This window comes from Arthrobacter sp. zg-Y895 (assembly GCF_020731025.1).
Lineage (GTDB): Bacteria > Actinomycetota > Actinomycetes > Actinomycetales > Micrococcaceae > Arthrobacter_B.
Genome location: NZ_JAJFZY010000003.1, coordinates 23,957 through 49,345 on the forward strand (window position 1 = coordinate 23,957; position 25,389 = coordinate 49,345).

General features: G+C 63.5%; 36 protein-coding genes. 1 reads left to right on the plus strand and 35 read right to left on the minus strand.

Annotated elements, in window-relative coordinates:
* Positions 1-29: 29 nt before the first annotated feature.
* From LJ760_RS01775 to glmS, 3 genes are read right to left on the minus strand one after another with little or no spacing between them, the layout of a single operon-like run.
* Complete coding sequence (locus LJ760_RS01775; RefSeq protein ID WP_227918676.1) at positions 30-1,589, minus strand: NAD(P)H-hydrate epimerase; 1,560 nt, start codon at positions 1,587-1,589, stop codon at positions 30-32.
* Between the two features lie 10 nt (positions 1,590-1,599).
* Positions 1,600-1,950, minus strand: coding sequence for a holo-ACP synthase (locus LJ760_RS01780; protein WP_227918684.1), 351 nt, complete (start codon positions 1,948-1,950; stop codon positions 1,600-1,602).
* A 13-nt stretch (positions 1,951-1,963) separates the two neighbouring features.
* The gene (gene glmS / locus LJ760_RS01785) at positions 1,964-3,850 is read right to left on the minus strand and encodes a glutamine--fructose-6-phosphate transaminase (isomerizing) (RefSeq protein WP_227918686.1); all 1,887 of its coding nucleotides are present in this window, start codon (positions 3,848-3,850) and stop codon (positions 1,964-1,966) included.
* A gap of 120 nt (positions 3,851-3,970) precedes the next feature.
* Here glmS and coaA point away from each other — a divergent pair, with 120 nt between their 5' ends.
* Entirely contained in the window at positions 3,971-4,954 is a 984-nt protein-coding gene (coaA, locus tag LJ760_RS01790) for a type I pantothenate kinase (RefSeq protein WP_227918688.1), read from the plus strand.
* A 39-nt stretch (positions 4,955-4,993) separates the two neighbouring features.
* Here the strand turns inward: coaA and glmM are convergent, their stop codons facing one another.
* The 32 genes from glmM to rplD all read right to left on the minus strand — a co-directional run bounded on the left by glmM (position 4,994) and on the right by rplD (position 25,389).
* A complete protein-coding gene (gene glmM / locus LJ760_RS01795) occupies positions 4,994-6,364 on the minus strand; it encodes a phosphoglucosamine mutase (RefSeq protein WP_227918694.1) in 1,371 nt (456 codons plus the stop codon).
* 369 nt (positions 6,365-6,733) lie between these two features.
* A complete protein-coding gene (rpsI, locus tag LJ760_RS01800) occupies positions 6,734-7,231 on the minus strand; it encodes a 30S ribosomal protein S9 (protein ID WP_227918696.1) in 498 nt (165 codons plus the stop codon).
* 39 nt (positions 7,232-7,270) lie between these two features.
* A complete protein-coding gene (gene rplM / locus LJ760_RS01805; RefSeq protein WP_227918698.1) occupies positions 7,271-7,714 on the minus strand; it encodes a 50S ribosomal protein L13 in 444 nt (147 codons plus the stop codon).
* A 320-nt stretch (positions 7,715-8,034) separates the two neighbouring features.
* On the minus strand, positions 8,035-8,964 hold the full coding sequence (locus LJ760_RS01810) for a tRNA pseudouridine synthase A (RefSeq protein ID WP_227918700.1): 930 nt from the start codon (positions 8,962-8,964) through the stop codon (positions 8,035-8,037).
* A gap of 38 nt (positions 8,965-9,002) precedes the next feature.
* Entirely contained in the window at positions 9,003-9,548 is a 546-nt protein-coding gene (gene rplQ, locus LJ760_RS01815) for a 50S ribosomal protein L17 (RefSeq protein ID WP_227918703.1), read from the minus strand.
* A gap of 65 nt (positions 9,549-9,613) precedes the next feature.
* Positions 9,614-10,624: a DNA-directed RNA polymerase subunit alpha gene (locus LJ760_RS01820; protein WP_146361126.1), complete on the minus strand. Its 1,011-nt coding sequence runs from the start codon at positions 10,622-10,624 to the stop codon at positions 9,614-9,616.
* Positions 10,625-10,805: 181 nt separating this feature from the next.
* Positions 10,806-11,207 (minus strand): 30S ribosomal protein S11, encoded by a 402-nt coding sequence (rpsK, locus tag LJ760_RS01825; RefSeq protein ID WP_049829160.1) that lies wholly within the window; start codon positions 11,205-11,207, stop codon positions 10,806-10,808.
* A gap of 66 nt (positions 11,208-11,273) precedes the next feature.
* Positions 11,274-11,651: a 30S ribosomal protein S13 gene (gene rpsM, locus LJ760_RS01830; RefSeq protein ID WP_227903828.1), complete on the minus strand. Its 378-nt coding sequence runs from the start codon at positions 11,649-11,651 to the stop codon at positions 11,274-11,276.
* Positions 11,652-11,852: 201 nt separating this feature from the next.
* Complete coding sequence (rpmJ, locus tag LJ760_RS01835) at positions 11,853-11,966, minus strand: 50S ribosomal protein L36 (RefSeq protein WP_012397712.1); 114 nt, start codon at positions 11,964-11,966, stop codon at positions 11,853-11,855.
* Between the two features lie 83 nt (positions 11,967-12,049).
* Positions 12,050-12,271 (minus strand): translation initiation factor IF-1, encoded by a 222-nt coding sequence (gene infA, locus LJ760_RS01840; RefSeq protein WP_055239372.1) that lies wholly within the window; start codon positions 12,269-12,271, stop codon positions 12,050-12,052.
* 171 nt (positions 12,272-12,442) lie between these two features.
* On the minus strand, positions 12,443-13,267 hold the full coding sequence (locus LJ760_RS01845; RefSeq protein WP_227918706.1) for a glycerophosphodiester phosphodiesterase: 825 nt from the start codon (positions 13,265-13,267) through the stop codon (positions 12,443-12,445).
* Between the two features lie 256 nt (positions 13,268-13,523).
* Complete coding sequence (gene map / locus LJ760_RS01850) at positions 13,524-14,348, minus strand: type I methionyl aminopeptidase (protein ID WP_227918708.1); 825 nt, start codon at positions 14,346-14,348, stop codon at positions 13,524-13,526.
* Positions 14,349-14,393: 45 nt separating this feature from the next.
* Complete coding sequence (locus LJ760_RS01855; protein ID WP_227918710.1) at positions 14,394-14,966, minus strand: adenylate kinase; 573 nt, start codon at positions 14,964-14,966, stop codon at positions 14,394-14,396.
* A complete protein-coding gene (gene secY, locus LJ760_RS01860) occupies positions 14,963-16,273 on the minus strand; it encodes a preprotein translocase subunit SecY (protein WP_227918712.1) in 1,311 nt (436 codons plus the stop codon). The genes LJ760_RS01855 and secY overlap by 4 nt, the downstream gene beginning before the upstream one ends.
* Before the next feature lie 245 nt (positions 16,274-16,518).
* Positions 16,519-16,974 carry a 50S ribosomal protein L15 gene (rplO, locus tag LJ760_RS01865; RefSeq protein WP_227918714.1) on the minus strand — a complete coding sequence of 152 codons (456 nt, stop codon included), beginning with the start codon at positions 16,972-16,974 and terminating at the stop codon, positions 16,519-16,521.
* A 1-nt stretch (position 16,975) separates the two neighbouring features.
* On the minus strand, positions 16,976-17,188 hold the full coding sequence (gene rpmD, locus LJ760_RS01870; protein ID WP_227918717.1) for a 50S ribosomal protein L30: 213 nt from the start codon (positions 17,186-17,188) through the stop codon (positions 16,976-16,978).
* A complete protein-coding gene (gene rpsE / locus LJ760_RS01875; RefSeq protein ID WP_227918719.1) occupies positions 17,188-17,868 on the minus strand; it encodes a 30S ribosomal protein S5 in 681 nt (226 codons plus the stop codon). The genes rpmD and rpsE overlap by 1 nt, the downstream gene beginning before the upstream one ends.
* 29 nt (positions 17,869-17,897) lie before the next feature.
* On the minus strand, positions 17,898-18,281 hold the full coding sequence (gene rplR, locus LJ760_RS01880; RefSeq protein ID WP_227918722.1) for a 50S ribosomal protein L18: 384 nt from the start codon (positions 18,279-18,281) through the stop codon (positions 17,898-17,900).
* Between the two features lie 2 nt (positions 18,282-18,283).
* Positions 18,284-18,820: a 50S ribosomal protein L6 gene (gene rplF / locus LJ760_RS01885; RefSeq protein WP_227918724.1), complete on the minus strand. Its 537-nt coding sequence runs from the start codon at positions 18,818-18,820 to the stop codon at positions 18,284-18,286.
* An 18-nt stretch (positions 18,821-18,838) separates the two neighbouring features.
* Positions 18,839-19,237 carry a 30S ribosomal protein S8 gene (gene rpsH / locus LJ760_RS01890; RefSeq protein ID WP_146361106.1) on the minus strand — a complete coding sequence of 133 codons (399 nt, stop codon included), beginning with the start codon at positions 19,235-19,237 and terminating at the stop codon, positions 18,839-18,841.
* Positions 19,238-19,327: 90 nt separating this feature from the next.
* Positions 19,328-19,897 (minus strand): 50S ribosomal protein L5, encoded by a 570-nt coding sequence (gene rplE / locus LJ760_RS01895; protein WP_227918727.1) that lies wholly within the window; start codon positions 19,895-19,897, stop codon positions 19,328-19,330.
* Positions 19,897-20,256: a 50S ribosomal protein L24 gene (gene rplX, locus LJ760_RS01900; RefSeq protein WP_227918730.1), complete on the minus strand. Its 360-nt coding sequence runs from the start codon at positions 20,254-20,256 to the stop codon at positions 19,897-19,899. Before rplX ends, rplE begins: the two co-directional genes overlap by 1 nt.
* A 3-nt stretch (positions 20,257-20,259) precedes the next feature.
* The gene (gene rplN, locus LJ760_RS01905; protein WP_055239356.1) at positions 20,260-20,628 is read right to left on the minus strand and encodes a 50S ribosomal protein L14; all 369 of its coding nucleotides are present in this window, start codon (positions 20,626-20,628) and stop codon (positions 20,260-20,262) included.
* A 382-nt stretch (positions 20,629-21,010) separates the two neighbouring features.
* Positions 21,011-21,316 (minus strand): 30S ribosomal protein S17, encoded by a 306-nt coding sequence (gene rpsQ, locus LJ760_RS01910; RefSeq protein WP_279326965.1) that lies wholly within the window; start codon positions 21,314-21,316, stop codon positions 21,011-21,013.
* The gene (gene rpmC / locus LJ760_RS17370) at positions 21,313-21,642 is read right to left on the minus strand and encodes a 50S ribosomal protein L29 (protein WP_146361098.1); all 330 of its coding nucleotides are present in this window, start codon (positions 21,640-21,642) and stop codon (positions 21,313-21,315) included. The genes rpsQ and rpmC overlap by 4 nt, the downstream gene beginning before the upstream one ends.
* 2 nt (positions 21,643-21,644) lie before the next feature.
* Positions 21,645-22,061, minus strand: coding sequence for a 50S ribosomal protein L16 (rplP, locus tag LJ760_RS01920; protein WP_055239353.1), 417 nt, complete (start codon positions 22,059-22,061; stop codon positions 21,645-21,647).
* Positions 22,062-22,904: a 30S ribosomal protein S3 gene (gene rpsC, locus LJ760_RS01925; RefSeq protein ID WP_227918732.1), complete on the minus strand. Its 843-nt coding sequence runs from the start codon at positions 22,902-22,904 to the stop codon at positions 22,062-22,064.
* Positions 22,905-23,270 carry a 50S ribosomal protein L22 gene (rplV, locus tag LJ760_RS01930; protein WP_227918735.1) on the minus strand — a complete coding sequence of 122 codons (366 nt, stop codon included), beginning with the start codon at positions 23,268-23,270 and terminating at the stop codon, positions 22,905-22,907.
* Between the two features lie 38 nt (positions 23,271-23,308).
* On the minus strand, positions 23,309-23,590 hold the full coding sequence (gene rpsS / locus LJ760_RS01935; protein WP_104052734.1) for a 30S ribosomal protein S19: 282 nt from the start codon (positions 23,588-23,590) through the stop codon (positions 23,309-23,311).
* 12 nt (positions 23,591-23,602) lie between these two features.
* Entirely contained in the window at positions 23,603-24,442 is an 840-nt protein-coding gene (gene rplB, locus LJ760_RS01940) for a 50S ribosomal protein L2 (protein ID WP_146361090.1), read from the minus strand.
* Positions 24,443-24,472: 30 nt separating this feature from the next.
* Positions 24,473-24,778, minus strand: a complete 306-nt coding sequence (gene rplW, locus LJ760_RS01945) for a 50S ribosomal protein L23 (RefSeq protein ID WP_104052736.1) — start codon at positions 24,776-24,778, stop codon at positions 24,473-24,475.
* Positions 24,775-25,389 (minus strand): 50S ribosomal protein L4, encoded by a 615-nt coding sequence (gene rplD / locus LJ760_RS01950; RefSeq protein WP_227918737.1) that lies wholly within the window; start codon positions 25,387-25,389, stop codon positions 24,775-24,777. The genes rplW and rplD overlap by 4 nt, the downstream gene beginning before the upstream one ends.

Genomic DNA, 25,389 nt, shown 5'->3' on the forward strand with positions numbered 1-25,389 from the left:
CCCTGACAACACGTAATTGATATGTCTACTTACTTTTTTACCCCAGACTTGGAGCTTACTTGAATTCGTCCGCTTCTCCGTTGGGTGGATTCCGCCACCAGCGTCCGGATCTGCGGTGCAAGCAGGGACGGCTGGACCGGCCCGTCAACGGCTGCAAGCGCGCCGGCACGGCCGTGGAGATGGGCGGCAGCCGCGGCCAGCCGTGCATAGTGTCCCGGTTCCCGCTCGGTGTCCGCGGTCCGGTCCGTCGCCAAGAGGGCGCCGAGGATGCCGGCGAGTGTGTCGCCGCTTCCCGCCGTCGCCAGCCACGGCGTGGCCTCGGCCTGGCTGTACAGTTCGCCGGTGGGAGCCGCCGCCAGCGTGGCCCAGCCTTTGAGCAGGACGGTGGCGCCCGTGCGTTGGGCGGCGAGGCGGGCGTAGCGGATGGGATCGGCTTCGATTTCGGCCCGCGATGCCTCCTCGCCCAGGGACCGCAGCAGTGCGGTGAGTTCGCCGGCGTGCGGGGTAAGCACGACGCCGGGGTGCAGCCCGGTGCGGACCGCGGCGATCGCGTCGGCGTCGATCACTGCGGGCAGCCCGGAGGCCATGGCCTCGCCGGCCCGGCGGCGCTGGTCCTCGTCGTTGGCTGCGCCGGGTCCGGCAACCCAGGCCTGGACATGGGTGTTTTCTACGGTCCCTGAGCCGCATACCGCTTCTGGGTGCGCCAGGTTGATCAGCCGGGCTACGGCGTCGGGTCCCAGATAGCGGACCATGCCGACGCCGGTGGCGAGAGCGGCTCCCGTGGCCATCAGCGCCGCTCCGGGGTAAGTGTCCGAACCGGCGGCAATGCCGAGCACGCCGCGGCTATATTTGTGGTCCGCAGGTGCGGGGAGGGGCAGGAGAGACGTCAGGTCGTTCCCGGTCAGGCGGTAGGCGGCCGGGGTTCCGAGGTGCGGGCCGAGCCCGATGTCGATGCAGCGGATTTCCCCCGCAGCCACAGCCCCCGGGCCGGCGAGCAGCCCGGTTTTGACGGCGCCGAAGGTCACGGTGAGGTCCGCCCGCAGGCACGTGCCGTCCACCTGGCCGGAGTCGGCATTGACGCCGCTGGGCAGGTCGCAGGCCACGACCAGCGGGGCCTGCCCCTGCAGCCGTGCCGCGTTCAGGGTCTCTGCGAGTTTGCGGACGGGGCCGCGGAGTCCGCCGCTGCCGCCGGTGCCCAGGACGCCGTCGATTACGGCATCGGCCGCCAGTGCGGCATCGGCGAGGACGGCGGCGTTGGATTCTGTGAGTGCCAGGACCTTTCCGCCCTGCGCCCTGAAGGCTGCGAGTGCCTCGGGGTGCGCTGCGTCGGAGGTGAGAACCGCCGTCGTCGCTGCTCCGCGCCGGCCCAGCCGGGCGGCGGCATAAAGCGCGTCTCCCCCGTTGTTGCCGCTGCCGGCAAGGACGGTCACACCGGCGCCGTAGAGGCGGCCGCGGCGGGCCGCCAGCCGGGCCGCTGTCGCTGCGTACAGCCCGTAGGCTGCGCGCTGCATCAGTTCCCCGCCCCGGCCTTCGGCCAGCAGCGGGGCCTCGGCCCGGCGGACCGCGGTGCCGGTGTACGCACTGATCATGCGCTTCTTCCTAGCCTTCGGCGATAACCATTGCAGTAGCCATGTTGCCGTCGTGGCTCAGGGAAAGGTGCCAGGTCTGCACGCCTTTGCCCTCTGCCACGGCAGCTACGGTTCCGTCGATCTGCAGCTGCGGCGCTCCGGCGGGATCCAGCAGGACCTGGCAGTGCTGCCAGTTCATGCCGGCCGGGGCGCCGAGTGCCTTGGCCACGGCTTCCTTCGCCGCGAACCGTGCAGCCAGCGAACGCAGGTTCAATTCCCGTTCCGCGGGTGCGAACAGCCGGGCCCTGAGCCCGGGCGTGCGCTCCAGCTGGCGGCCAAACCGCGGCACGTCCACTACGTCGACGCCGATTCCGATAATCACCGAAGGACGCTCCTTATTCCACCGTGACGGACTTGGCCAGGTTACGCGGCTGATCCACGTCGAAGCCCTTGGCCGAAGCCAACTCGCAGGCGAAGATCTGCAGCGGCACGGTGGTCAGCAGCGGAGCCAGCAGCGTCGGGGTTTCCGGCACGTAGAAGATGTGCTCGGCGTAGGCCTTGACGGCGTCGTCGCCTTCTTCGGCGATCACGATCGTCTTGGCACCGCGGGCCCGGATCTCCTGGATGTTGGAGACCACCTTGGCGTGCAGGGAATCCCGGCCGCGGGGCGAGGGGACAACCACGAACACGGGCTGGCCTTCCTCGATGAGGGCGATCGGGCCGTGCTTGAGCTCGCCGGCAGCGAACCCTTCGGCGTGGATGTAGGCCAGCTCCTTCAGCTTCAGGGCGCCTTCCATGGCCACCGGGAAGCCGACGTGGCGGCCGAGGAAGAGCACCGAGCCGGCGTCCTTCATCAGCTGCGCCAGTTCCTTGATCTGCCCGGAGTTGTCCAGCACCTGCTGGATCTTGTCCGGCACCTTGCCCAGGTCCGCAAGGATGTCCTTGATCTCGCCCTGGAACTTGTTGCCGCGGATCTGCGCCAGGTAGAGGCCCAGCAGGTAGGCGGCGGTGATCTGCGCCAGGAACGCCTTGGTGGAGGCAACGGCGATTTCCGGTCCGGCGTGCGTGTAGAGGACTGCGTCCGACTCGCGCGGGATGGTGGAACCGTTGGTGTTGCAGATGGCCAGGACCTTCGCGCCCTGTTCCTTGGCGTAACGCACCGCCATCAGCGTGTCCATTGTCTCGCCCGACTGGGAGATGGCCACGACCAGCGTGTTCGAGTCGACAATCGGATCCCGGTAACGGAATTCGTGGCTAAGCTCCACCTCGACCGGCAGCCGGCACCAGTGCTCGATGGCGTACTTGGCCACCTGTCCGGCGTAGGCGGAGGTCCCGCAGGCCAGCACCATGATCTTGTTGACGTTCTTGAGGTCCTCGGGGCTGACGCGCAGCTCGTCGAGGGTGAGGCGTCCGTCTACGTCCGACCGTCCCAGCAGGGTGTCCCCCACTGCCTGGGGCTGGTCGTTGATTTCCTTCTCCATGAAGGAGTCGTAACCGCCCTTTTCGGCGGCGGCGGCATCCCAGTTGACGTAGAACTCGGTACCCTCGGCGACTTCCCCGAAGAAGTCGGTGATCAGGACCGAGTCAGGAGTAATGGTTACCACCTGGTCCTGGCCCAGTTCGACGGCGCGGCGGGTGAAGTCGATAAAGCCCGAAACATCCGAGCCCAGGAAGTTCTCGCCTTCGCCCAGGCCGACGACGAGCGGGGAGTTGCGCCGGGCGGCAACCACGGTGCCGGGCGAATCGGTGTGGACGGCCAGCAGGGTGAACGCACCCTCGAGCTGCTGGCAGGCAAGCTGCATGGACTTTGCCAGATCCGCGTTGCCCTCGCCGCGGTAGACGGAGGCCAGCAGGGCGGCGGCCACCTCGGTGTCGGTTTCGGAAACAAACTCGGCGCCGGCGGCCAGCAGCTCGGCCTTCAGCTCGGCGAAGTTCTCGATAATGCCGTTGTGGATCACGGCCAGGCGTCCGTTGTCCGCGAGATGGGGGTGGGCGTTTTCATCGGTGGGGCCGCCGTGCGTGGCCCAGCGGGTGTGCCCGATGCCGGTGGTGGCAGGGGTCAGCGGAGCCGCCTCCAGCTCGGCCACCAGGTTGGCCAGCTTGCCCGACTTCTTGCGGTATTCGATACCCAAGGGAGTAAGTACTGCAACACCGGCGGAATCATAGCCCCGGTATTCCAGCCGCCGAAGGCCTTCCATTACTACGTCGAGAGCTCCGTGCCCGCCTGCACTAATACCTGCAATGGCGTCCGGGCGGCCTGCATATCCAATAATTCCACACATAGCACTAAGCGTACCGGCCCGCGGACCGGATGCCGAAAGCATGGTGTCCTTCCGCCTGTTGCGGCAGCTTTGCGCGCTTTGGGCCGTTTGGGTTTGCCTGCTGTTCAGGGCAGAATTCCTATGGTGACCGAACGCCATGTTAAGTCCTCCGCGGCCCAGCCGCCCGAGAGCAGTTTCACTCCCTTCGTCGAGCTGGACCGCAAGACCTGGTCGCGGCTGTCACATGAGATACGCTCCCCGCTCAACCAGGAGGACATCCTCCGGCTGCGCGGCGTCGGTGACCAGCTGAACCTGGATGAAATCAGGGAGGTCTACCTCCCGCTCTCCAGGCTGCTGAACCTGTATGTGGCTGCTGCGGGCCGCCTGCACAGTGCCACCACCACATTCCTCGGCGAGAAGACGACCCGTACCCCGTTCGTGATCGGCGTGGCTGGATCCGTGGCTGTCGGCAAATCCACCACGGCCCGGGTCCTGCGTGAAATGCTGCGCCGCTGGCCGGAAACTCCGAACGTGGAACTGATTACCACGGACGGTTTCCTGTACCCCAACGCAGAGCTGGAACGCCGCGGGCTGATGCAGCGCAAGGGCTTCCCGGAGTCCTATGACCGACGCCGGCTGCTGCGCTTTGTCAGCGAGGTCAAGAGCGGTGCCGAGGAAGTCCGGGCGCCGAAGTATTCGCACCTGACGTACGACATTGTCCCCGGCGAGGAGATAGTGGTCCGCCGGCCGGACGTGCTCATTGTCGAGGGGCTGAATGTCCTCGCCCCGGCCAGGACGCGCGCCGACGGGCGTGCCGGCCTTGCGCTGAGCGATTTCTTCGATTTCTCCATTTACGTGGACGCGCGCACCTCCTACATCGAGGAATGGTATGTCCAGCGCTTCCAGTCTCTGCGCACCGGGGCCTTCGCTGACCCGGCATCCTACTTCCACCGCTACGCGGATCTGACGGACGAAGAGGCCCGGGCCACGGCCCTGGATATCTGGAAGCGGATCAACGAGCCGAACCTCATCACCAACGTGCTGCCCACGAGGGGCCGCGCCCAGCTGGTGCTGACCAAGGACGCGGACCACTCGGTGAGGCGGATGCTCCTGCGCAAGACGTAGGCCGGCGCGGGACTTAGGTCCCGCGCCGGTGCGGTGCTGCTAGACCGATGCTCCGGCGCCTGCGTTAAGGGCCAGATGGGTTTCCACCGTTTCGGCGAGCCGCCGTGCGGTGTCGGCTGCTGTTTCCATGTCCGCGGCCTCCACCATGACCCGGACCACCGGTTCGGTGCCCGAGGGCCGGAGCAGCACGCGCCCGGTTTCGCCCAGTGCCTGCCCTGCCTGCTCGACCGCGAGCCGTACCGGTTCGTTGGTCTCGACGGCGGACTTGTCCACACCCTTGACGTTAATGAGCACCTGCGGCAGCTTCTGCATAACGCCGGCCAGCTGCTTCAGGGTCCGGCCGGACCGCGCAACCTGGGCCGCCAGCTGCAGGCCGGTGAGGACGCCGTCTCCGGTGGTCGCGTATTCGGAGAAGATGACGTGCCCGGACTGTTCCCCGCCGAGGCTGTAGCCGCCGCGGCGCATCCCTTCGAGCACGTAGCGGTCCCCCACACCGGTTTCGATGAGCTCGATGCCTGCCTCGCGGAGGGCGAGCTTCAGGCCGAGGTTGCTCATGACCGTAGCCACCAGCGCATTGTCCTTGAGCTTGCCGGCTTCCTTCATGGCAATGGCCATGATTGCCATGATCTGGTCACCGTCCACCACGGTGCCTTCATGGTCCACGGCAAGGCAGCGGTCGGCGTCGCCGTCGTGGGCGATGCCCAGGTCGGCTCCATGCGCCACCACGGCTGCCTGCAGCTGCTCCAGGTGGGTGGAACCGTAACCCTCGTTGATGTTGAGGCCGTCCGGCTCGGCGCCGATGACCACTACTTCGGCACCTGCGTCGGCGAAGACCTGGGGTGAGCAGCCGCTTGCTGCCCCGTGCGCACAGTCCAGGACCACTTTCAGGCCCTCGATGCGGTTGGGAAGGGTCTGCAGCAGGTGGACCACATACCGGTCCTCGGCATCGGCGAAGCGGTGGATCCGTCCCACCTCGCTTCCGGTGGGACGCATGCTGGGGAGTGCCATTTCGGCCTCGATGGCGTCCTCGACGGCGTCATCCAGCTTCTGCCCGCCGCGGGCCAGGAACTTGATGCCGTTGTCGGGGGCAGCGTTGTGGGAGGCGGAGATGACAACGCCGAAATCTGCGCCAAGGTCAGCTACCAGGTACGCCGCGGCCGGGGTCGGCAGAACGCCGGCGTCGTAGACATCGACACCTGAGCTGGCGAGGCCGGCCTCCATGGCGGCGGAGATGAAGTCACCGCTGATGCGCGGGTCCCGGGCAACCACAGCGACCGGACGACGGCCCTGTTCCACTCGGCGATGGCCCAGCACCACTGCTGCGGCCTGTGCAAGCCCCAGGGCAACTTCGGCGGTGATCAGCCCGTTCGCCAGCCCACGGACGCCGTCCGTTCCAAACAATCTAGTCATTACGTATCCTCAAGCAGGTTGTAGCCACAGCGGGAGCCGCTCACGGGCAACTTACTGGCCCATTCTGCCACCGGTTCACCCTTGTCTCCGAAACGGGAAACGTGAAAGCGTGCGCCAGTCAGGCAAATAACCCGCCTCGGTGTGGTCAAGCCGACGTCCGGCGGCCGCATTAACGCCAAAAGGCAGCCGCCGTAGCGACTGCCTTTTGGTGAAACCCCGCACTCTTCGGCGTCTTGTGCACCCAAGCGCCGGAAACCAGCGCTTGTGGAGCCAAGCGCCTGAATTAGCGCTTGTGGAGCCAAGCGCCAATTCAGCGCGAGGGGACCCGGTCCCGCACGCGCCAGCGGGCGGGACCGGGGAAGCGCTGAATTAGCGCTTGGAGTACTGAGGTGCCTTACGGGCCTTCTTGAGACCGGCCTTCTTACGCTCGATGACGCGGGCGTCACGAGTCAGGAAGCCTGCCTTCTTCAGGGCGGGGCGGTTGTTCTCGCGGTCGATCTCGTTCAGCGAGCGGGCAACGCCCAGACGCAGCGCGCCGGCCTGGCCGGAGGGGCCGCCGCCGTGGATGCGTGCAATGACGTCGTATGCGCCTTCGAGGTCAAGAAGCTTGAACGGCTCGTTGACTTCCTGCTGGTGCAGCTTGTTCGGGAAGTAATCCTCGAGCTCGCGGTCGTTGACGATCCACTTGCCGGTACCCGGAACGAGGCGCACGCGGGCAATAGCCTGCTTGCGGCGTCCGACGGCGGAGCCGGGGACGGTCAGGGCCGGGCGTTCCTTGACGTCGGCCTGGACCGAGTCAGAGGATTCCGAGGTGTAGCTCGAAAGCTCCTCGGTGTTTTCATTGAGCTCTTCAGTGTTCTGAGCCACGATTCTCCTTGAATTAATTTCTTAGTTGGCGGGCCAGAACTACTGGGCGACCTGGTTGATTTCGTAGGTCTTCGGCTGCTGAGCGGCGTGCGGGTGCTCGGCACCGCGGTAGACCTTCAGCTTGCTGATCTGATCAGCAGCCAGGGAGTTCTTGGGCAGCATGCCGCGGATGGCCTTCTCAACTGCACGTACCGGGTTCTGCTCCAGCAGTTCGGCGTAGTTGACGGAGGACAGACCGCCCGGGTAACCCGAGTGGCGGTAGGCACGCTTCTGTTCGAGCTTGGCGCCGGTCAGGGCAACCTTCTCGGCGTTGATGATGATGACGAAATCGCCCATGTCCATGTGGGGAGCAAAGGTCGGCTTGTGCTTTCCGCGCAGCAGTGTTGCGGTCTGGCTGGCAAGACGGCCTAGGACAACGTCGGTGGCGTCAATGACGTGCCACTGGCGGTTGATGTCGCCGGGCTTCGGGGTGTACGTACGCACGGTGTTTGCCTTCGTTTCTTCTTCTTAGGTGGCGCGCCGCCCATGGATGCCATGGACAGTGCAGCTTCTCTATGCGTTACCGGATGGTCAGGTGAGGACTGAATTAACCAGTGGTCCTGAGATCTCGGCTATTTCCCCGGGGCCAGGTGGCTCTGCAACTGAGCCGCTCCCGTGGGCATAGGCCTATCGAGGTAGGACACGCACAACGACTATAAACAATAGCCTGCTTGAGTAGTCAGGTCAAAAGCTGTCCCCGCGTTATGGCTCCAGCGCCGGATATTGGTTTTGCCCCTATTTTAGGACCGCCACCGCAGAATCGGCTATTCGCGCTGTGCCCGGGTCAGCTCGGCACGCCGGGCCAGATCGGAGTCTGCCGGATAGCGGACCTCCTCCAGCACCAGCGGGTGCGGCGGGGCCAGGAGTGACTTCGAGTCGCGGATCCGCGCGAAGAGGCGTTCGGCAAGCCACTGGGGGCGCCGCTCCCCCGAGCCCACCAGCAGTGAGCCGCCCACCAGCGAGCGGACCATGTTGTGGCAGAAGGCATCAGCCTGGATGTGGGTGGTGATAACTCCGTCACGGCCCCGGTGGAAGCTGAATTCCAGGAGTTCCCGGGTGGTGGTGGAACCGGTCCGCGGTTTGCAGAAGGAGAGGAAGTCCCGGATACCCAGCACGCCGGCGGCGGCTTCGTTCATCCGGTCAATGTCCAGGGGCGCCTTGAACCAGAGTGTGGTGTGCCGGGACAGCGGATCCCGGGTTTCGGGCAGGTCGCAGATGCGGTAGCTGTAGCGCCGCCAGAGGGCCGAAAAACGGGCATCGAAGCCTGCGGGGGCAGGGACGGCCGACAGCACTTCCACGGCTCCGCCCAGGGCATCCACGGCGCGTCGCTGGAGGCCTGCTTCCCGCGCCGGCATGGTCAGCTCCTTGTTCAGCACCCCGTGCAGCCTGCGCCGCAGGGAGACTCCCGGGTCCATGTCCCGCCCCCTGGCCAGCTCGTGCCATTCGGACGCGGTGAGGTCGAAGTGCACCACCTGGCCGCGGGCGTGGACCCCGGCGTCGGTCCGCCCCGCCACTGTTGTCCGGACCGGACGGCGCAGCAGGACTGCCAGCCCGTCCTCGACCAGGCCCTGGACGGTCCGCAGGCCGGGCTGGGCGGCCCAGCCGGAGAAGGGAGCACCGTCATAGGCGAGGTCCATCCGGACGCGGAAAGGCCCGCCATCCATTTCGGGGACGGCGGGCCTTTCAATAGTCATAGCACCCATATTAAGGGCACCGGGACTTCAGCGAAGAATTACTTCTTCTCTTCGGTCGCTTCGACAGCCTCGTCAGCGGAGTCGGCAGACTCAGCCGAATCGGCGGACTCAGCGGAATCGGCGGATTCAGCCGACTCAGCGGAATCTGCAGACTCAACGGCAGGCGCCGGAGCGGCTGCAGCGGCAGCGGTGCTGGCCTCGGCCACAACCGACTGCTTGGCAGAAAGCGGTTCCAGGACCAGCTCGATGACAGCCATGGGAGCGTTGTCGCCCTTGCGGTTGCCGATCTTGGTGATACGGGTGTAGCCGCCGTCGCGCTTCTCGACTGCCGGAGCAATGTCGGTGAAGAGCTCGTGGACGATGCCCTTGTCGGAGATCAGGGCCAGGACGCGACGGCGCGAGGACAGGTCCCCGCGCTTTGCGAACGTGATCAGGCGCTCTGCGTAGGGACGCAGACGCTTGGCCTTGGTCACCGTGGTGGTGATCTGCTTGTGCTCGAACAGCTGCGCGGCAAGGTTGGCCAGCATCAGTCGCTGGTGTGCCGGGCTGCCTCCGAGGCGCTTACCCTTGGTGGGTGTAGGCATTACTTTTTCTCCTCAAACGGTGCCGTGCGGTGCTCAATGGCCCGAACGGCAAGAATTTGCTTCAGTTAGAGCTCGTCGTCCGAGTACTCGGACTCGTCCTCTTCAATAGCTGCGGCACGGGCGGCCAGGTCAAACCCGGGAGGGGAATCCTTCAGGGACAGACCCAGTTCAACCAGCTTTGCCTTCACCTCGTCGATGGACTTCGCGCCGAAGTTGCGGATGTCCATCAGGTCAGCCTCGGAGCGGGCTACGAGTTCACCCACGGTGTGGATGCCTTCGCGCTTGAGGCAGTTGTACGAACGCACGGTCAGCTCGAGGTCTTCGATCGGCAGGGCCATGTCGGCTGCCAGTGCGGCATCCGTGGGGCTCGGACCGATTTCGATACCTTCAGCGGCGGTGTTGAGTTCACGTGCCAGGCCGAACAGCTCAACCAAGGTGGTACCGGCAGAGGCGACAGCGTCGCGCGGTGCAATGGCATCCTTGGTTTCAACGTCAACGATCAGGCGATCGAAGTCGGTGCGCTGCTCAACACGGGTGGCTTCCACGCGGAAGGTCACCTTCAGAACCGGCGAGTAAATGGAGTCAACCGGGATACGGCCGATTTCCTGGTCACCGGACTTGTTCTGGCTGGCCGACACGTAGCCGCGGCCGCGCTCGATGGTCAGTTCGAGTTCGAACTTGCCCTTCGAGTTCAGCGTGGCGATGTGCAGGTCGGGGTTGTGGAACTCCACGCCGGCCGGCGGAGCGATGTCCGCGGCCGTAACCACGCCGGGGCCCTGCTTGCGCAGGTAAGCCACAACGGGTTCGTCGTGCTCGGAGGAAACCGAGAGGTTCTTGACGTTCAGGATGATCTCAGTGACATCTTCCTTGACGCCGGGAACCGTCGTGAACTCGTGCAGCACGCCCTCGATGCGGATGCTGGTTACAGCGGCACCGGGAATGGAGGACAGCAGGGTACGACGGAGGGAGTTACCAAGGGTGTAACCGAAACCCGGCTCCAGGGGTTCAATGATGAACCGTGAGCGGTTGTCGGCTACGACTTCTTCAGTGAGGGTGGGGCGCTGTGCAATGAGCACTTGCATTTCCTTTCAGCGAGCATCCGCTATATGACGCAACACAAATGGTGGAAACGACGACGACGGGTCTTCCGCGGGCGTCTTGGACGGCTAACAGCCAGCCCGGGACCGGCGCCCTCCGGCGGGCAACCCACTTGGAAAAGTGGGCTGCCCGCCGGGGAAACCGGAACCGCAGTGCTGCTTATACGCGGCGGCGCTTCGGGGGACGGCAACCGTTGTGTGCGCTCGGGGTGACGTCCTGAATGGAGCCAACCTCCAGGCCGGTGGCCTGCAGCGAACGGATGGCGGTCTCGCGACCGGAGCCCGGACCCTTCACGAAGACGTCGACCTTGCGGACGCCGTGCTCCTGTGCGCGCTTTGCGGCTGCTTCAGCAGCCATCTGAGCAGCGAACGGGGTGGACTTACGGGAGCCCTTGAAGCCAACCTCACCGGCGGAAGCCCATGAGATAACAGCACCGGACGGGTCCGTGATGGACACGATGGTGTTGTTGAAGGTGCTCTTGATATGCGCCTGGCCGAGCGCGATATTCTTCTTATCCTTGCGACGCGGTTTGCGGACCGCTCCACGAGTCTTGGGGGGCATTACTTCTCCTACAAAGAGTTTGGTTTAGGTGGCCCGGATTCGGGCCGTGGCCGAAAGACCGCTTATTTAGCGGCCGGCCTTCTTCTTACCGGCAACGGTGCGCTTCGGGCCCTTGCGGGTACGAGCGTTGGTCTTCGTGCGCTGACCGTGGACGGGCATGCCGCGGCGGTGCCGGATGCCCTGGTAGCTGCCGATTTCAACCTTGCGGCGGATGTCGGCGGCCACCTCACGGCGGAGGTCACCCTCAACCTTGAAGTTGCCCTCGATGTAGTCACGCAGCTGAACGAGTTCAGCGTCGGTGAGGTCCTTGACGCGAGTTTCCGGGCTGATGCCGGTCTCTACAAGGGTCTGCTCTGCACGGGTCTTGCCCACGCCGTAGATGTAGGTAAGCGCAATCACTACCCGCTTTTCGCGGGGAATGTCAACGCCAGCGAGACGTGCCATATCGGCGGTTCTCCTTTGGTTATTACCGGAGGTCTGAAGCAGTGCGTCCCTGTTGCCAGGTCCCCGGCCTCCGTACCGGGGGTATGCGTCACGCGTATAGACGCTGCACTGCCATATTCAATTAACTACGCGTGGGCTGATCCCTGAAATCAGGGGCCCTCTTACCGTTGCCCTTTCGGACTCCGGAGCTAGAGAAGCAGATTAGCCCTGGCGCTGCTTGTGGCGCGGGTTCTCGCAGATCACCATGACTCGACCGTTACGGCGAATCACCTTGCACTTATCGCAGATCTGCTTGACGCTCGGCTGGACCTTCATGGTTTTCCTTTGCGTGGTTGCAGGGTTGAGCTTGAACGGTCAGTGAACCGGCTGTGCGGTGCGCTGTCCGTCTTTGCAGCGGTTTATTTGTAGCGGTAGACGATGCGACCCCGGGTGAGGTCGTACGGGCTAAGTTCCACCACAACGCGGTCTCCAGGGAGGATGCGAATGTAGTGTTGACGCATCTTTCCCGAGATGTGTGCGAGCACAATGTGGCCGTTGGCCAGCTCAACGCGGAACATCGCGTTGGGCAGGGCTTCGTTTACCGAGCCCTCGATCTCAATGACGCCGTCTTTCTTGGCCATATCCTCCGCTAACGTCTGTGTCACCGGCTTGACGCCGGCAACGGTTTTTCGAATGTGGCCGTCATCCCGGCCCAGCCAACCGCATCGGCGCACAAAGCATCGAAAGCGGTCAATCCGGGCACGAATGTAGAGACAACCAACAGATAACTCTACGGGAAGACCCCCCATAAGTTAAATCGCTCCGGCTGTCCAGTTCCCGCCCCGGGTGTTTCCCCACGCCGCCAACGCGCCGGGACGGTTGGTGATGATCCCGTCCACCCCCGAATCGAAGGCTTCCAGCCACTGTGCCGGGCGGTCCAGGGTCCACGGATAGACGGACAGCCCGTCGGCGCGCAGCCGCTCCAGCAGGTCCGGACGCTCCGCCAGGAACCGCGCGCCGGGATTACACGCTGCAGCGTCCACCCGGAAGAGGAACCGCTGCAGTGCCGTCTCGCCATGCCTGCCCGACGGTCCTTGGCCGACGAGCAGGCCCCGCCGGAATTCCGGGGCCGCCAGGGCAAGGGCTCCTACGGTTCGCCGCGAAAAGGCCTGCACGAGCATCCGGCCTTCCAGTCCCGCCGCCCACAGGGCGTCGCCCACGGGCTCCACCTGACGGGGGCTCCACTCTCCCTTGAACTCGAGTACCAATCCCAGTTGCTGCCAGTCGGAGAGGAACGTCAGAAGGTCCCCAAGCGTCGGCACCGGCACTCCCGCGTGGTTTTTGGAAAACCAGGCACCGGCATCCGCCATTGCAAGCCGGGCAGCTGAGGTGCGGCCCACGCGCCCGCGCAGATTTGTCGTCCGGCCCAGTTTCGCGTCGTGCAGGAGAACCGCGGTTCCGTCGGCTGTGAGGCGGAGATCCGTTTCGATCATGGCGGCTCCGGCTGCTGCCGCCGCGGCAAATGCCGGAAGGGTGTTCTCCGGTGCCGCCGAACTGTATCCCCTGTGGGCAATCACTGCCGGCAGGTTGCTCAGTGATCGTGCCGCCGGGGCTGCTGCTCTGTGCGTCGAGGCCATGACTTCACGGTAGGGTGCCGGATCGCTCGAAAGCCGGGAAAACACCACTCTTCACCGACTGTCCGCCAAGGATTCCCCGTGACATCAGGTGCAGTTCATCCAGACAGCCGGCGGAACCCCGGACGCCGGCACGTGCCCGCCCCGACGTCGGGCCCTCTGTGCACCCTGCCCGTCTGCGCATCCGTCCCGAAAAAGCCGGCAGGCCCCGTTCCCTGAGGGAACGGGGCCTGCCGGTTTACTGCCTGCGGAGGATTCCCTAGGGAATCGGAACCGGGGTGACACCCAGCGGTTCCAGCCGGGAGGCACCGCCGTCGGGCGCCGTGAGCACCCAGATCCCCTTTTCATGGATCGCAACGGAGTGCTCCCACTGGCTCGAACGGCTGCCGTCTTCGGTGACAACTGTCCAGTCATCATCGAGCGTGCGGGTGAGGATCTTGCCGCGTACCAGCATCGGCTCGATGGCCAGGCACAGGCCCGGCCGCAGCTTCGGCCCGCGGTGTCCGGTGCGGTAGTTCAGGACGTCCGGCGCCTGGTGCATTTCGGTGCCGATGCCGTGGCCGACATAGTCCTCGAGGATTCCCAGCTTCTTGCCCGGGACGCTGCTGACATAGTCATCCACGGCGTCGCCGATGTCCCCCACGAACTTGCCTTTGGCAGCAGCGGCAATGCCGTGCCACATGGCGTTCTCGGTGACATCCGACAGCCGCTGGTCCTCCGGATCCGGTGTACCCACGATCACGGTACGCGCGGAGTCCGAGTGCCAGCCGTTCACCACTGCACCGCCGTCGATGGAAATGATGTCGCCGTCCTGCAGCACCCGGTCTCCCGGAATGCCGTGGACAACTTCCTCATTCACGGACGTGCAGACCGTGGCCGGGTAGTCGTAGTACCCCAGGAAGTTGGAGGTGGCTCCCGCTTCCTTGAGTACCCGGGCAAATACTGCATCGATCTCGCGTGTACTGACGCCGACGTCGGCGGCCTTGACCGCCGCGTCGAGCGCTGAGATCAATACAAGGCCGGCTTCGCGCATGATGCGCATCTGCTCGTTGGTTTTGTATTCGATTCGAGGCTGGCCGAACATGTGTCTTCTAACTTCCTAGCGGATAACTTTTTGCGCCGGACCTTCTTAGCGCAGGTCCTTCAGTGCTTCCATGACACGCTCGGTGACTTCGTCGATGCCGCCGAGGCCATCCACCCGGGTGACGATTCCGCGGTCCTCGTAGCGGGCGACGACGTCGGCCGTCTGCTGCGTGTAGAGGTTCAGGCGGTGCCGGATGACGTCTTCCGTGTCATCGCTGCGGCCCTCGAGTTCCGCACGCCGGAGCAGGCGGGCCACGAGTTCATCGTCGTCGGCGGTAAGCAGGAGCACCGCGTCAAGCTTCTGGCCGTTGCCGGCCAGGATGTCGTCGAGTTCCTCAACCTGCGCCACTGTGCGCGGGTAGCCGTCCAGCAGGAAGCCAGATTCGACGTCGCCGTCAGCCAGCCGGCTGCGGACCATGGCGTTGGTGACGGTATCCGGAACGAAGTTGCCGGCGTCGATGTACTTCTTCGCCTCCACGCCCAGGGGCGTTTCCTCTTTCACGTTCGAACGGAAAATGTCGCCGGTTGATATTGCCGTGACACCGAGCCGGTCCGAGATCCGAGCGGCCTGAGTTCCTTTACCGGCGCCGGGAGGCCCGATAATGAGCATTCTTGTCATCGCAATAACCCTTCGTAGTGACGTTGCTGGAGCTGCGCGTCAATTTGCTTAACCGTTTCCAGTCCCACACCAACCATGATGAGGATTGACGTTCCGCCGAACGGGAAGTTCTGGTTAGCTCCAACCAACACCAGAGCAATCAGCGGGATCAGGGCGACAAAGCCCAGGTAAAGGGCGCCGGGCAGCGTGATCCGGGAGAGCACGTACTGCAGGTATTCGGCGGTGGGGCGGCCGGCCCGGATGCCGGGAATGAAGCCGCCGTACTTCTTCATGTTCTCCGAGACCTCGTCCGGGTTGAACGTGATGGAGACGTAGAAGTAGGTGAAGAAGACGATCAGCAGGAAGTACACCAGCATGTACAGCGGGTGGTCGCCGCTGACGAGGTAGTTGTTGATCCAGACCACCCATCCCGGCGGCGTGCCCTGCGAGGGAGTATTGAACTGCGCCAGCAGGCTGGGCAGGTAGAGCATGGAGGACGCGAAGATCACGGGGATCACGCCGGCCATGTTGACCTTGATCGGAATGTAGGTGTTGGTTCCCCCTACGGTCCGCCGGCCAACCATGCGCTTCGCGTACTGCACCGGAATGCGGCGCTGCGACTGCTCCACGAAGATGACCAGGGCCACCGTCAGGACGCCGACGGCGATGACGGCCAGGAAGATGGTCCAGCCCTGCGCGCTGAGGATGGCGCCAAGGGCGCTGGGGAAGGACGCCGCGATGGAGGTGAAGATCAGCAGCGACATACCGTTGCCCACACCCTTTTCCGTGACGAGCTCGCCCATCCACATGATGACGCCGGTACCGGCGGTCAGCGTGACGATGAGCAGCAGGACGGTGACCATGTTGTCGTCCGGGATGATCGGCAGGGCGCACTGGTTGTTGAAGAGTGCGCCCGAGCGGGCCAGGGAGACAACCGTCGTCGCGTTGAGCAGGCCCAGCGCGATGGTGAGGTAGCGGGTGTACTGGGTGAGCTTCGACTGGCCCTGCTGGCCCTCCTCGTAGAGGGCCTGGAAGTGCGGGATCACGACGCGCAGCAGCTGAACAATGATGCTGGCGGTGATGTAGGGCATGATGCCGAGGGCAAAGATGGAGACCTGCAGCAGCGCACCGCCGCTGAAGAGATTGACGAACTGGTAAATGCCACCCGAGGTGGCACCCAGATTCAAACACTGCTGCACATTGCCGTAGTCAACACCCGGGGCCGGGATAAAAGCACCCATGCGGAAGATAGTGATGATTCCCAGCGTAAACAACAGCTTGCGTCGCAGGTCTGGTGTCCGGAAAGCCCGGCCAATAGCGCTAAGCAAGCGTCCTCCTGAAGTTTGGAAAGTCCGATCCGGACTTGTGACAGAAACAGAGTCTAGCCGCTCGCGGCCCGTACTGCGTTAACGCCGTACTGGACGCGGTAGTTGCCTTAAACGGAACTGAACTCCCGGCGGACCGGATAGGGTCCGCCAGGAGTTCAGTGGTGAAACGTTGGATCGTGCGCCCCTCCCCTGCCGGTGCACGCAAGGTGTCCGGACGGGGAGGGAAACAGACCCGCCACGAGGTCTTAGACCGTGGTGGTGGATCCGCCGGCTGCGGCGATCTTTTCTGCAGCGCTGGCGGAGAAGGCGTTGGCGGAGACATCAACCTTGACGGTGATGTCGCCGGAGCCGAGCACCTTCACGGGCTGGTTCTTGCGAACCGCGCCCTTGGCAACCAATGCTTCGATATCCACGGCGCCGCCTTCGGGGAACAGTTCCGAGATCTTGTCCAGGTTTACAACCTGGAACTCGACCCGGAACGGGTTCTTGAAGCCGCGCAGCTTCGGCAGACGCATGTGCAGCGGAAGCTGACCGCCGGCGAAGCCTGCCTTGACCTGGTAGCGGGCAGCCGTACCCTTGGTACCGCGGCCTGCCGTCTTACCCTTGGAACCTTCACCGCGGCCTACGCGGGTCTTGGCCGTCTTGGCACCGGGTGCCGGACGCAGGTGATGGACCTTCAGAGTTCTGTTTTCTTCGGGCATGTTACTTCGCCTCCTCAACCTTCACGAGGTGCGGAACCGTGTTGATCATGCCAACGGTCACTGCATCAGCAGTACGGACGACAGAGTCGCCGATGTGCTTCAGGCCCAGTGAACGCAGCGTGTCGCGCTGATTCTGCTTACCACCGATGGTGGACTTGATCTGAGTGATTTCCAGTCGAGCCGTGCTAACGACGACGTTCTTCGGAGTCGACATCAGGCACCTGCCTTCTGCATGTTGCGGAGCATCGCGTAGGGAACGACCTGGTCGAGCGGAAGGCCGCGGCGTGCTGCCACTGCCTGGGGCTCTTCGAGGCGCTTCAGCGCATCAACCGTGGCGTGCACGATGTTGATGGCGTTGGAGGACCCGAGCGACTTGGACAGGACGTCGTGGATACCGGCGCATTCGAGAATGGCGCGGACCGGACCACCGGCGATAACACCGGTACCGGGGGAAGCCGGACGCAGCAGGACAACGCCTGCAGCAGCTTCACCCTGGACGAGGTGCGGGATGGTTCCACCGATGCGCGGGACGCGGAAGAAGGTCTTCTTGGCTTCTTCAACGGCCTTTGCAATAGCGGAGGGAACTTCCTTTGCCTTGCCGTAGCCAACGCCGACCATGCCGTTGCCGTCACCGACAACAACGAGGGCGGTGAAGCTGAAGCGACGGCCACCCTTGACCACCTTGGCAACGCGGTTGATGGTCACGACGCGTTCAATGAACTTGTCCTTCTCATCGTTGCGTCCGCCGTCGCGGCCACCGCGGCCACCGCGTTCGCCGCGGCCTCCACGGTCGGAACCGCGCTGCTCGCCGCGACGTCCGCCGCGGCGGTCGTCGGTACCGGTGGCTGCGGCTTCCTTGGTCTCAGTTGCCTCAGCAGCTGTAGCTTCAGTCACCTGATTTTCCTTTTCCTTGTTTACCTCGGTCACAGTGCCAGCCCACCTTCACGTGCGCCGTCTGCAACTGCAGCAATACGGCCGTGGTAGCGGTTACCACCGCGGTCAAAGACAACGGCTTCGATGCCGGCGGCCTTGGACCGCTCAGCAACGAGTTCGCCAACGCGCTTGGCCTTGGCGGTCTTGTCGCCGTCCAGTGCTCGCAGATCCGCTTCCATGGTGGAGGCGGAAGCCACGGTTACGCCGCGGCTGTCATCGACAACCTGGACGAAGATGTGGCGGGCAGAGCGGTTGACCACGAGGCGCGGACGAACCGCGGTTCCGGAAATCCGCTTGCGGATACGCAGCTGGCGACGGCTGCGCAGGGCAGACTTGCTCTTGCTGTTTCGCTTCTTATTAATGCTGATGGCCATGGTTACTTACCAGCCTTTCCGACCTTGCGGCGGACAATCTCGCCGGCGTAACGAATACCCTTGCCCTTGTACGGGTCGGGCTTACGCAGCTTGCGGATGTTGGCGGAAACCTCGCCCACCTGCTGCTTGTCGATACCGGACACGGTGACCTTCGTCGGGGCGACCACGGTAAGCGTGATGCCTTCGGGGGCCGCGACGGGGACCGGGTGGCTGTAGCCCAGGGCGAACTCGAGGTCCGCACCCTTCGCGACTACGCGGTAACCGGTACCAACGATTTCCAGATCCTTCTTGTAGCCCTCGGTCACGCCGGTGATCATGTTGGCGATCAGCGTGCGGGTCAGGCCGTGGAGGGAACGGGATTCACGCTCGTCGTTCGGGCGGGTAACGGTGATGGTGCCGTCTTCAAGCGTTGCCGTGATCGGGCTGGGCACAGTGTGGCTCAGCTCGCCCTTGGCGCCCTTGACGGATACAACGTTGCCGTTGATGGCGATATCTACTCCGGCAGGAACCGGGATGGGCAGACGTCCAATACGTGACATTTTTCTTTCCCTTCCCTGCTACCAGACGTAGGCGAGGACTTCCCCACCTACGCCCTTCTTGGCGGCCTGGCGGTCGGTCAGGAGACCTGACGACGTCGACAGGATTGCGATACCCAGACCACCCAGCACGTGCGGCAGGTTGGTGGACTTCGCGTAAACGCGCAGACCGGGCTTGGAGATGCGGCGAACGCCGGCGATGGAACGCTCGCGGTTCGGACCGAACTTGAGATCCAGGGTCAGCTTCTTGCCGACCTCGGCCTCTTCTTCCTTCCAGCCGGCGATGTAGCCTTCGGCCTTCAGGATGTCAGCAACGCGCGCCTTGAGCTTGCTGTAAGGCATGGACACGGAATCGTGGTATGCCGAGTTTGCATTGCGCAGACGCGTGAGCATATCTGCGACAGGATCTGTCATTGTCATTTGGGCTCTTGCCCTCCCTCGTAACGGTTTCCTGCAGGATCCCCGTGCGGCGTCGCCTCACGGATCTCCGTCGGACCTGTTACGTAGTAATTAATCTTCGGATTTGAACGGGAAGCCGAGCGCCTTCAGCAGCGCGCGTCCCTCGTCATCGGTCTTTGCGGTGGTAACCACGGTGATGTCCATGCCGCGTACGCGGTCGATCTTGTCCTGATCGATTTCGTGGAACATCGACTGCTCGGTCAGACCGAACGTGTAGTTGCCGTTGCCGTCGAACTGCTTGCCGTTCAGGCCGCGGAAGTCACGGATACGGGGCAGTGCCAGGGTGACCAAGCGGTCCACGAATTCCCACATGCGGTCGCCACGCAGCGTAACGTGCGTACCGATCGGCATGCCTTCGCGCAGCTTGAACTGAGCGATGGACTTGCGTGCCTTGGTGACCTGGGGCTTCTGGCCCGTGATCTGGGTGAGGTCGCGTACCGCACCGTCAATGAGCTTGGAGTCCTTAGCGGCATCTCCAACACCCATGTTCACAACCACCTTGACGAGGCGGGGAACCTGGTTGACGTTCGAGTAGTTGAATTCGTCCTGCAGGGTCTGCTTGATCTCCGCTGCGTAGCGGGTCTTCAGACGGGGAACGATCTTGGTGACAGTCTCAGTCATTAGAGGTCCTTCCCAGAGCCCTTGGCCACGCGGATACGCACAGTGCGCTCACGGCCATCTTTTTCGACGGTTTCAGTGCGGAAGCCAACGCGGGTCGGCTTCTTGGTCTCCGGGTCGACAATGGCGACGTTGGAAACGTGGATCGGGGCTTCAACAACCTCGATGCCGCCGGTCTTGGAACCGCGGGAGGACTGGCCAACCTTGGTGTGCTTGGTGACGCGGTTGATGCCTTCAACGAGGATGCGGTTGCTCTCGGGGAAGACCTTCAGAACCTTGCCCTGCTTGCCGCGGTCTCCGCCGCGCTCAGCCTTAGCACCGGTGATGACCTGAACGAGGTCACCCTTCTTGATTTTTGCCATGGACTACAGCACCTCCGGAGCCAGCGAAATGATCTTCATGAACTTCTTGTCGCGAAGTTCGCGGCCAACGGGCCCGAAGATACGGGTACCGCGGGGGTCGCCGTCATTCTTCAAGATCACTGCAGCGTTCTCATCGAACTTGATGTAGGAACCGTCCTGGCGGCGGCGTTCCTTCTTGGTACGGACGATGACGGCCTTGACCACGTCGCCCTTTTTGACGTTGCCGCCGGGAATTGCATCCTTGACGGTGGCAACAATGGTGTCGCCAATGCCTGCGTAGCGACGGCCGGATCCACCGAGAACGCGGATGGTCAAGATTTCCTTGGCACCCGTGTTGTCGGCGACCTTCAGTCGCGACTCCTGCTGAATCACTTATTACTCCTGTCGTCGCGCCGGTTCTCGAAATGAGCCTTGCGGAACGGATATGGGTGGACCCCGTAATACTGGTACTCAACGCCGGGCGGGCCGGCCGCACGCCAGTGCAGCCGCCTTACGCGGCGTCGAACAAGATTATCGGGCTTTTGTCTCATTCGGCGGTGAGGAAGTGCGTACCGGAGCCCCGATTCGAGACCGGATTCCGGACACACTTCCGCACCACACAGACAAGATTTCAAGTTTATCGCGAAAAGGCCCCGGAAGCGAAATCGAAGATGATAACGCGGCCGGGGCCCTCACGCTTTGGACGGTGCCGGCGTGTTCTCCGCTTGTCGCGGGGAACACACCGGCGGGCCGGCCGGTACTTCTTACTACTAGGTTACTTGGCCTTTTCGAGGATCTCGACCAGGCGCCACCGCTTGGTAGCGGACAGCGGCCGGGTCTCGGCGATCAGCACGAGGTCACCAATGCCGGCAGCGTTCTGCTCGTCATGTGCCTTGCGCTTCTCGGTCCGGCGAATAACCTTGCCGTAAAGGGCGTGCTTCACGCGGTCTTCAACCTGGACAACGATGGTCTTATCCATCTTGTCCGAGACCACGTAGCCGCGTGCGGTCTTCCGGTACCCGCGGGCATCGGCGCCGTTTGCGTCAGTTGTCACTGCTGCCTCATTCTTGTTTTCGCTCACTTGGCATCATCCTCAGCGACCTTGGCTTCAGCTTCAGACTTGTCAGCCTTCTTCTTTGACTTCTTCGGTGCCTCGGGTGCTGCTTCCTCAACGGGAGCGACAACCTCGGGACGAATGCCCAGCTCGCGCTCACGCAGCACCGTGTAGATGCGGGCGATATCGCGCTTCACTGCACGCAGACGACCGTGGTTTTCCAGCTGGCCGGTAGCCGACTGGAAGCGGAGGTTGAACAGCTCCTCCTTGGCCTTGCGCAGTTCTTCTACGAGACGGTCCTTATCGAAGCCGTCCAGCTGCTCGGTTGTCAGCTCTTTTGATCCAACTGCCATTTCTATTCACCACCCTCGCGACGCACAATGCGTGCCTTCAACGGCAGCTTATGGATCGCCAGGCGCAGGGCCTCACGAGCTACCTCTTCGGAAACACCGGAGAGTTCGAACAGAACCCGGCCCGGCTTGACGTTTGCAACCCACCACTCCGGAGAACCCTTACCGGAACCCATACGGGTTTCAGCAGGCTTCTTCGTCAGCGGACGGTCCGGGTAGATGTTGATCCAGACCTTACCGCCGCGCTTGATGTGGCGTGTCATGGCAATACGCGCAGCTTCAATCTGGCGGTTGGTGACGTATGCAGGCGTCAGAGCCTGGATACCCCACTCGCCGAAGCTGACGGCAGTGCCGCCGGTTGCAGCGCCGGAGCGACCCGGGTGGTGCTGCTTACGGTATTTGACTCGACGTGGGATGAGCATTTAAGCCTGTCCTCCTTCTGCTGCGGGGGCAGCTGCCTCAGCGGCCGGAGCCTCTGCAGCAGCAGGCGCGGCGGCTTTGTCGCCGCGCTCGGGACGACGACGGCGGTCGCCGCCACGGTCACCGCGGTCGGCCGGGCCGCGGCCCGGACGGTCGTTGGAGCGTCCGCGGGACGGTGCAGCAGCCTGCTGTGCAGCCAGTTCCTTAGCGGTAACGTCGCCCTTGTAGATCCAGACCTTTACGCCGATGCGGCCGAAGGTGGTCTTGGCTTCGAAGAAACCGTAGTCGATCTGCGCGCGGAGGGTGTGCAGGGGCACGCGGCCTTCGCGGTAGAACTCGGAACGGCTCATTTCAGCGCCGCCCAGACGGCCGGAGCACTGGATACGGATACCCTTGGCGCCTGCACGCTGTGCGGACTGGATGGCCTTCTTCATCGCACGGCGGAAAGCCACGCGGGAAGAGAGCTGCTCAGCAACACCCTGGGCAACAAGCTGTGCTTCCATCTCGGGGTTCTTGACCTCGAGGATGTTCAGCTGGACCTGCTTGCCGGTGAGCTTTTCGAGCTCGCCGCGGATGCGGTCCGCTTCGGCGCCGCGGCGGCCGATCACGATGCCCGGACGTGCAGTGTGGATATCCACACGAACACGGTCACGGGTGCGCTCGATCTCAACCTTGGCGATGCCGGCGCGGTCCATGCCGGTGGACATCAGCTGACGGATCTTGATGTCCTCGCGGACGAAGTCCTTGTAACGCTGGCCCGGCTTGTTGCTGTCAGCAAACCAGTGCGATACGTGGTCAGTGGTGATGCCGAGTCGGAACCCGTGCGGGTTTACCTTCTGTCCCACTTAGCGTTCCTCCTCGATCGTAGGGGTTGCGACTACCACGGTGACGTGGCTGGTCCGCTTGTTGATGCGGTAGGCGCGGCCCTGGGCCCGCGGCTGGAACCGCTTCATGGTGGGTCCTTCATCAACGAATGCTTCGCTGACGAAGAGGTCACCCTCGTCGAAGGCCACGCCGTCACGGTCCGCGAGGACACGTGCATTGGCCATAGCCGACTGAATTACCTTAAGTACCGGCTCCGAAGCTGCCTGGGGGGCAAACTTCAGAATTGCCAGAGCCTCATTCGCTTGCTTGCCACGAACAAGGTTGACGACGCGCCGGGCCTTCATAGGCGTTACGCGGATATGACGCGCAATTGCCTTGGCTTCCATTGCTTTCCTTCTCTCGTCTTCTGCCGAAAGAGCAGCGCCTAGCGGCGCTTGCCCTTGCGGTCGTCCTTCACATGGCCGCGGAATGTCCGCGTCAGAGCGAATTCGCCGAGCTTGTGCCCGACCATCGACTCGGTGACAAACACCGGAATGTGCTTACGTCCGTCGTGTACGGCGATCGTGTGCCCGAGCATGTCGGGGATGATCATCGAACGGCGGGACCACGTCTTGATGACGTTCTTGGTGCCCTTTTCGTTTTCGGCCGCTACCTTGAGAAACAGGTGCTGGTCGACGAAGGGGCCTTTCTTCAGGCTGCGTGGCATGTTTCCAGGCTCCTATCGCTTGTTCTTGCCGGAACGACGGCGACGCACAATGAGGTTGTCGCTCTCTTTATTGGGACGGCGGGTACGGCCTTCGCGCTTACCGTTCGGGTTGACCGGGTGGCGTCCACCGGAGGTCTTACCTTCACCACCACCGTGCGGGTGATCGACCGGGTTCATGGCGACACCACGGACGGTCGGGCGTACGCCCTTCCAGCGCATACGGCCGGCCTTGCCCCAGTTGATGTTCGACTGCTCGGCGTTGCCGACCTCGCCGATCGTGGCGCGGCAGCGCACATCAACGTTGCGGATTTCGCCGGAGGGCAGACGCAGCTGGGCGAAGCGGCCTTCCTTGGCAACGAGCTGAACGGATGCACCGGCGGAGCGGGCCATCTTGGCACCGCCGCCCGGACGAAGTTCAACGGCGTGGATGGTGGTACCCACGGGGATGTTGCGCAGGGGCAGGTTGTTGCCGGGCTTGATATCAGCGCCGGCGCCGGCCTCTACGAAGTCGCCCTGCTTGAGCTTGTTCGGAGCAATGATGTAACGCTTGGTGCCATCAACGTAGTGCAGCAGGGCAATGCGGGCGGTACGGTTCGGATCGTATTCGATCTCGGCAACGCGAGCGTTGACGCCGTCCTTGTCGTGGCGGCGGAAGTCGATCAGACGGTACTGACGCTTGTGTCCACCACCCTTGTGCCTGGTCGTGATCTTACCGGTGTTGTTACGGCCGCCCTTTTTGGGCAGCGGACGTACCAACGACTTTTCCGGCGTCGACCGCGTGATTTCGGTGAAGTCGGCTACGCTCGAGCCGCGACGGCCCGGGGTAGTCGGCTTGTATTTACGGATTCCCATTATTTATTCCTCGTTAAAGTGGTCTCCGCCCTAGCTGAGCGGACCGCCGAAGATGTCGATTGTGCCGTCCTTGAGGGTGACAATGGCGCGCTTGGTGTTCTTGCGCTGTCCCCATCCGAACTTGGTGCGCTTACGCTTACCGGCACGGTTGATGGTGTTGATCGAGTCGACCTTGACGGAGAAGATTTTCTCCACGGCCAGCTTGATCTCGGTCTTGTTGGAGCGGGGGTCGACCAGGAAGGTGTACTTACCTTCGTCGATCAGGCCGTAGCTCTTTTCCGAGACGACGGGTGCAAGCACTACGTCGCGCGGATCCTTAGCGGTGGTCGCGCTCACTTGGCGTCCTCCTTGACTGTGTTCTTGCCGACGAACTCGTCGTAGGCAGCCTTGGTGAAGACCACGTCGTCGGCAACAAGCACGTCATAGGTGTTCAGCTGATCTACGTAGATCACGTGAACAGCCGGAACGTTGCGCACGGAAAGTGCGGCAACATCGTTGGCGCGCTCGATAACAACGAGCAGGTTCTTGCGGTCGGAAACCGAACGCAGGGCGCTCAGTGCGTCCTTGGTGGAAGGCTTGGTGCCTTCAACCAGGGATTCGAGGACGTGGATACGGCCGTTGCGTGCCCGGTCCGACAGGGCGCCGCGCAGTGCAGCAGCCTTCATCTTCTTGGGGGTGCGCTGGCTGTAATCGCGGGGCGTCGGTCCGTGGACTACGCCGCCGCCGGTCATGTGAGGAGCACGGATGGAGCCCTGACGAGCCCGGCCGGTGCCCTTCTGCTTGAACGGCTTGCGGCCTGCGCCGCTTACCTCGGCACGCGTCTTCGTCTTGTGCGTACCCTGGCGGGCGGCTGCAAGCTGAGCAACTACCACCTGGTGGAGCAGCGGTACGTTCGTCTGAACGTCGAAGATCTCTGCGGGGAATTCAACAGTGGTTTCGTTAGCCAT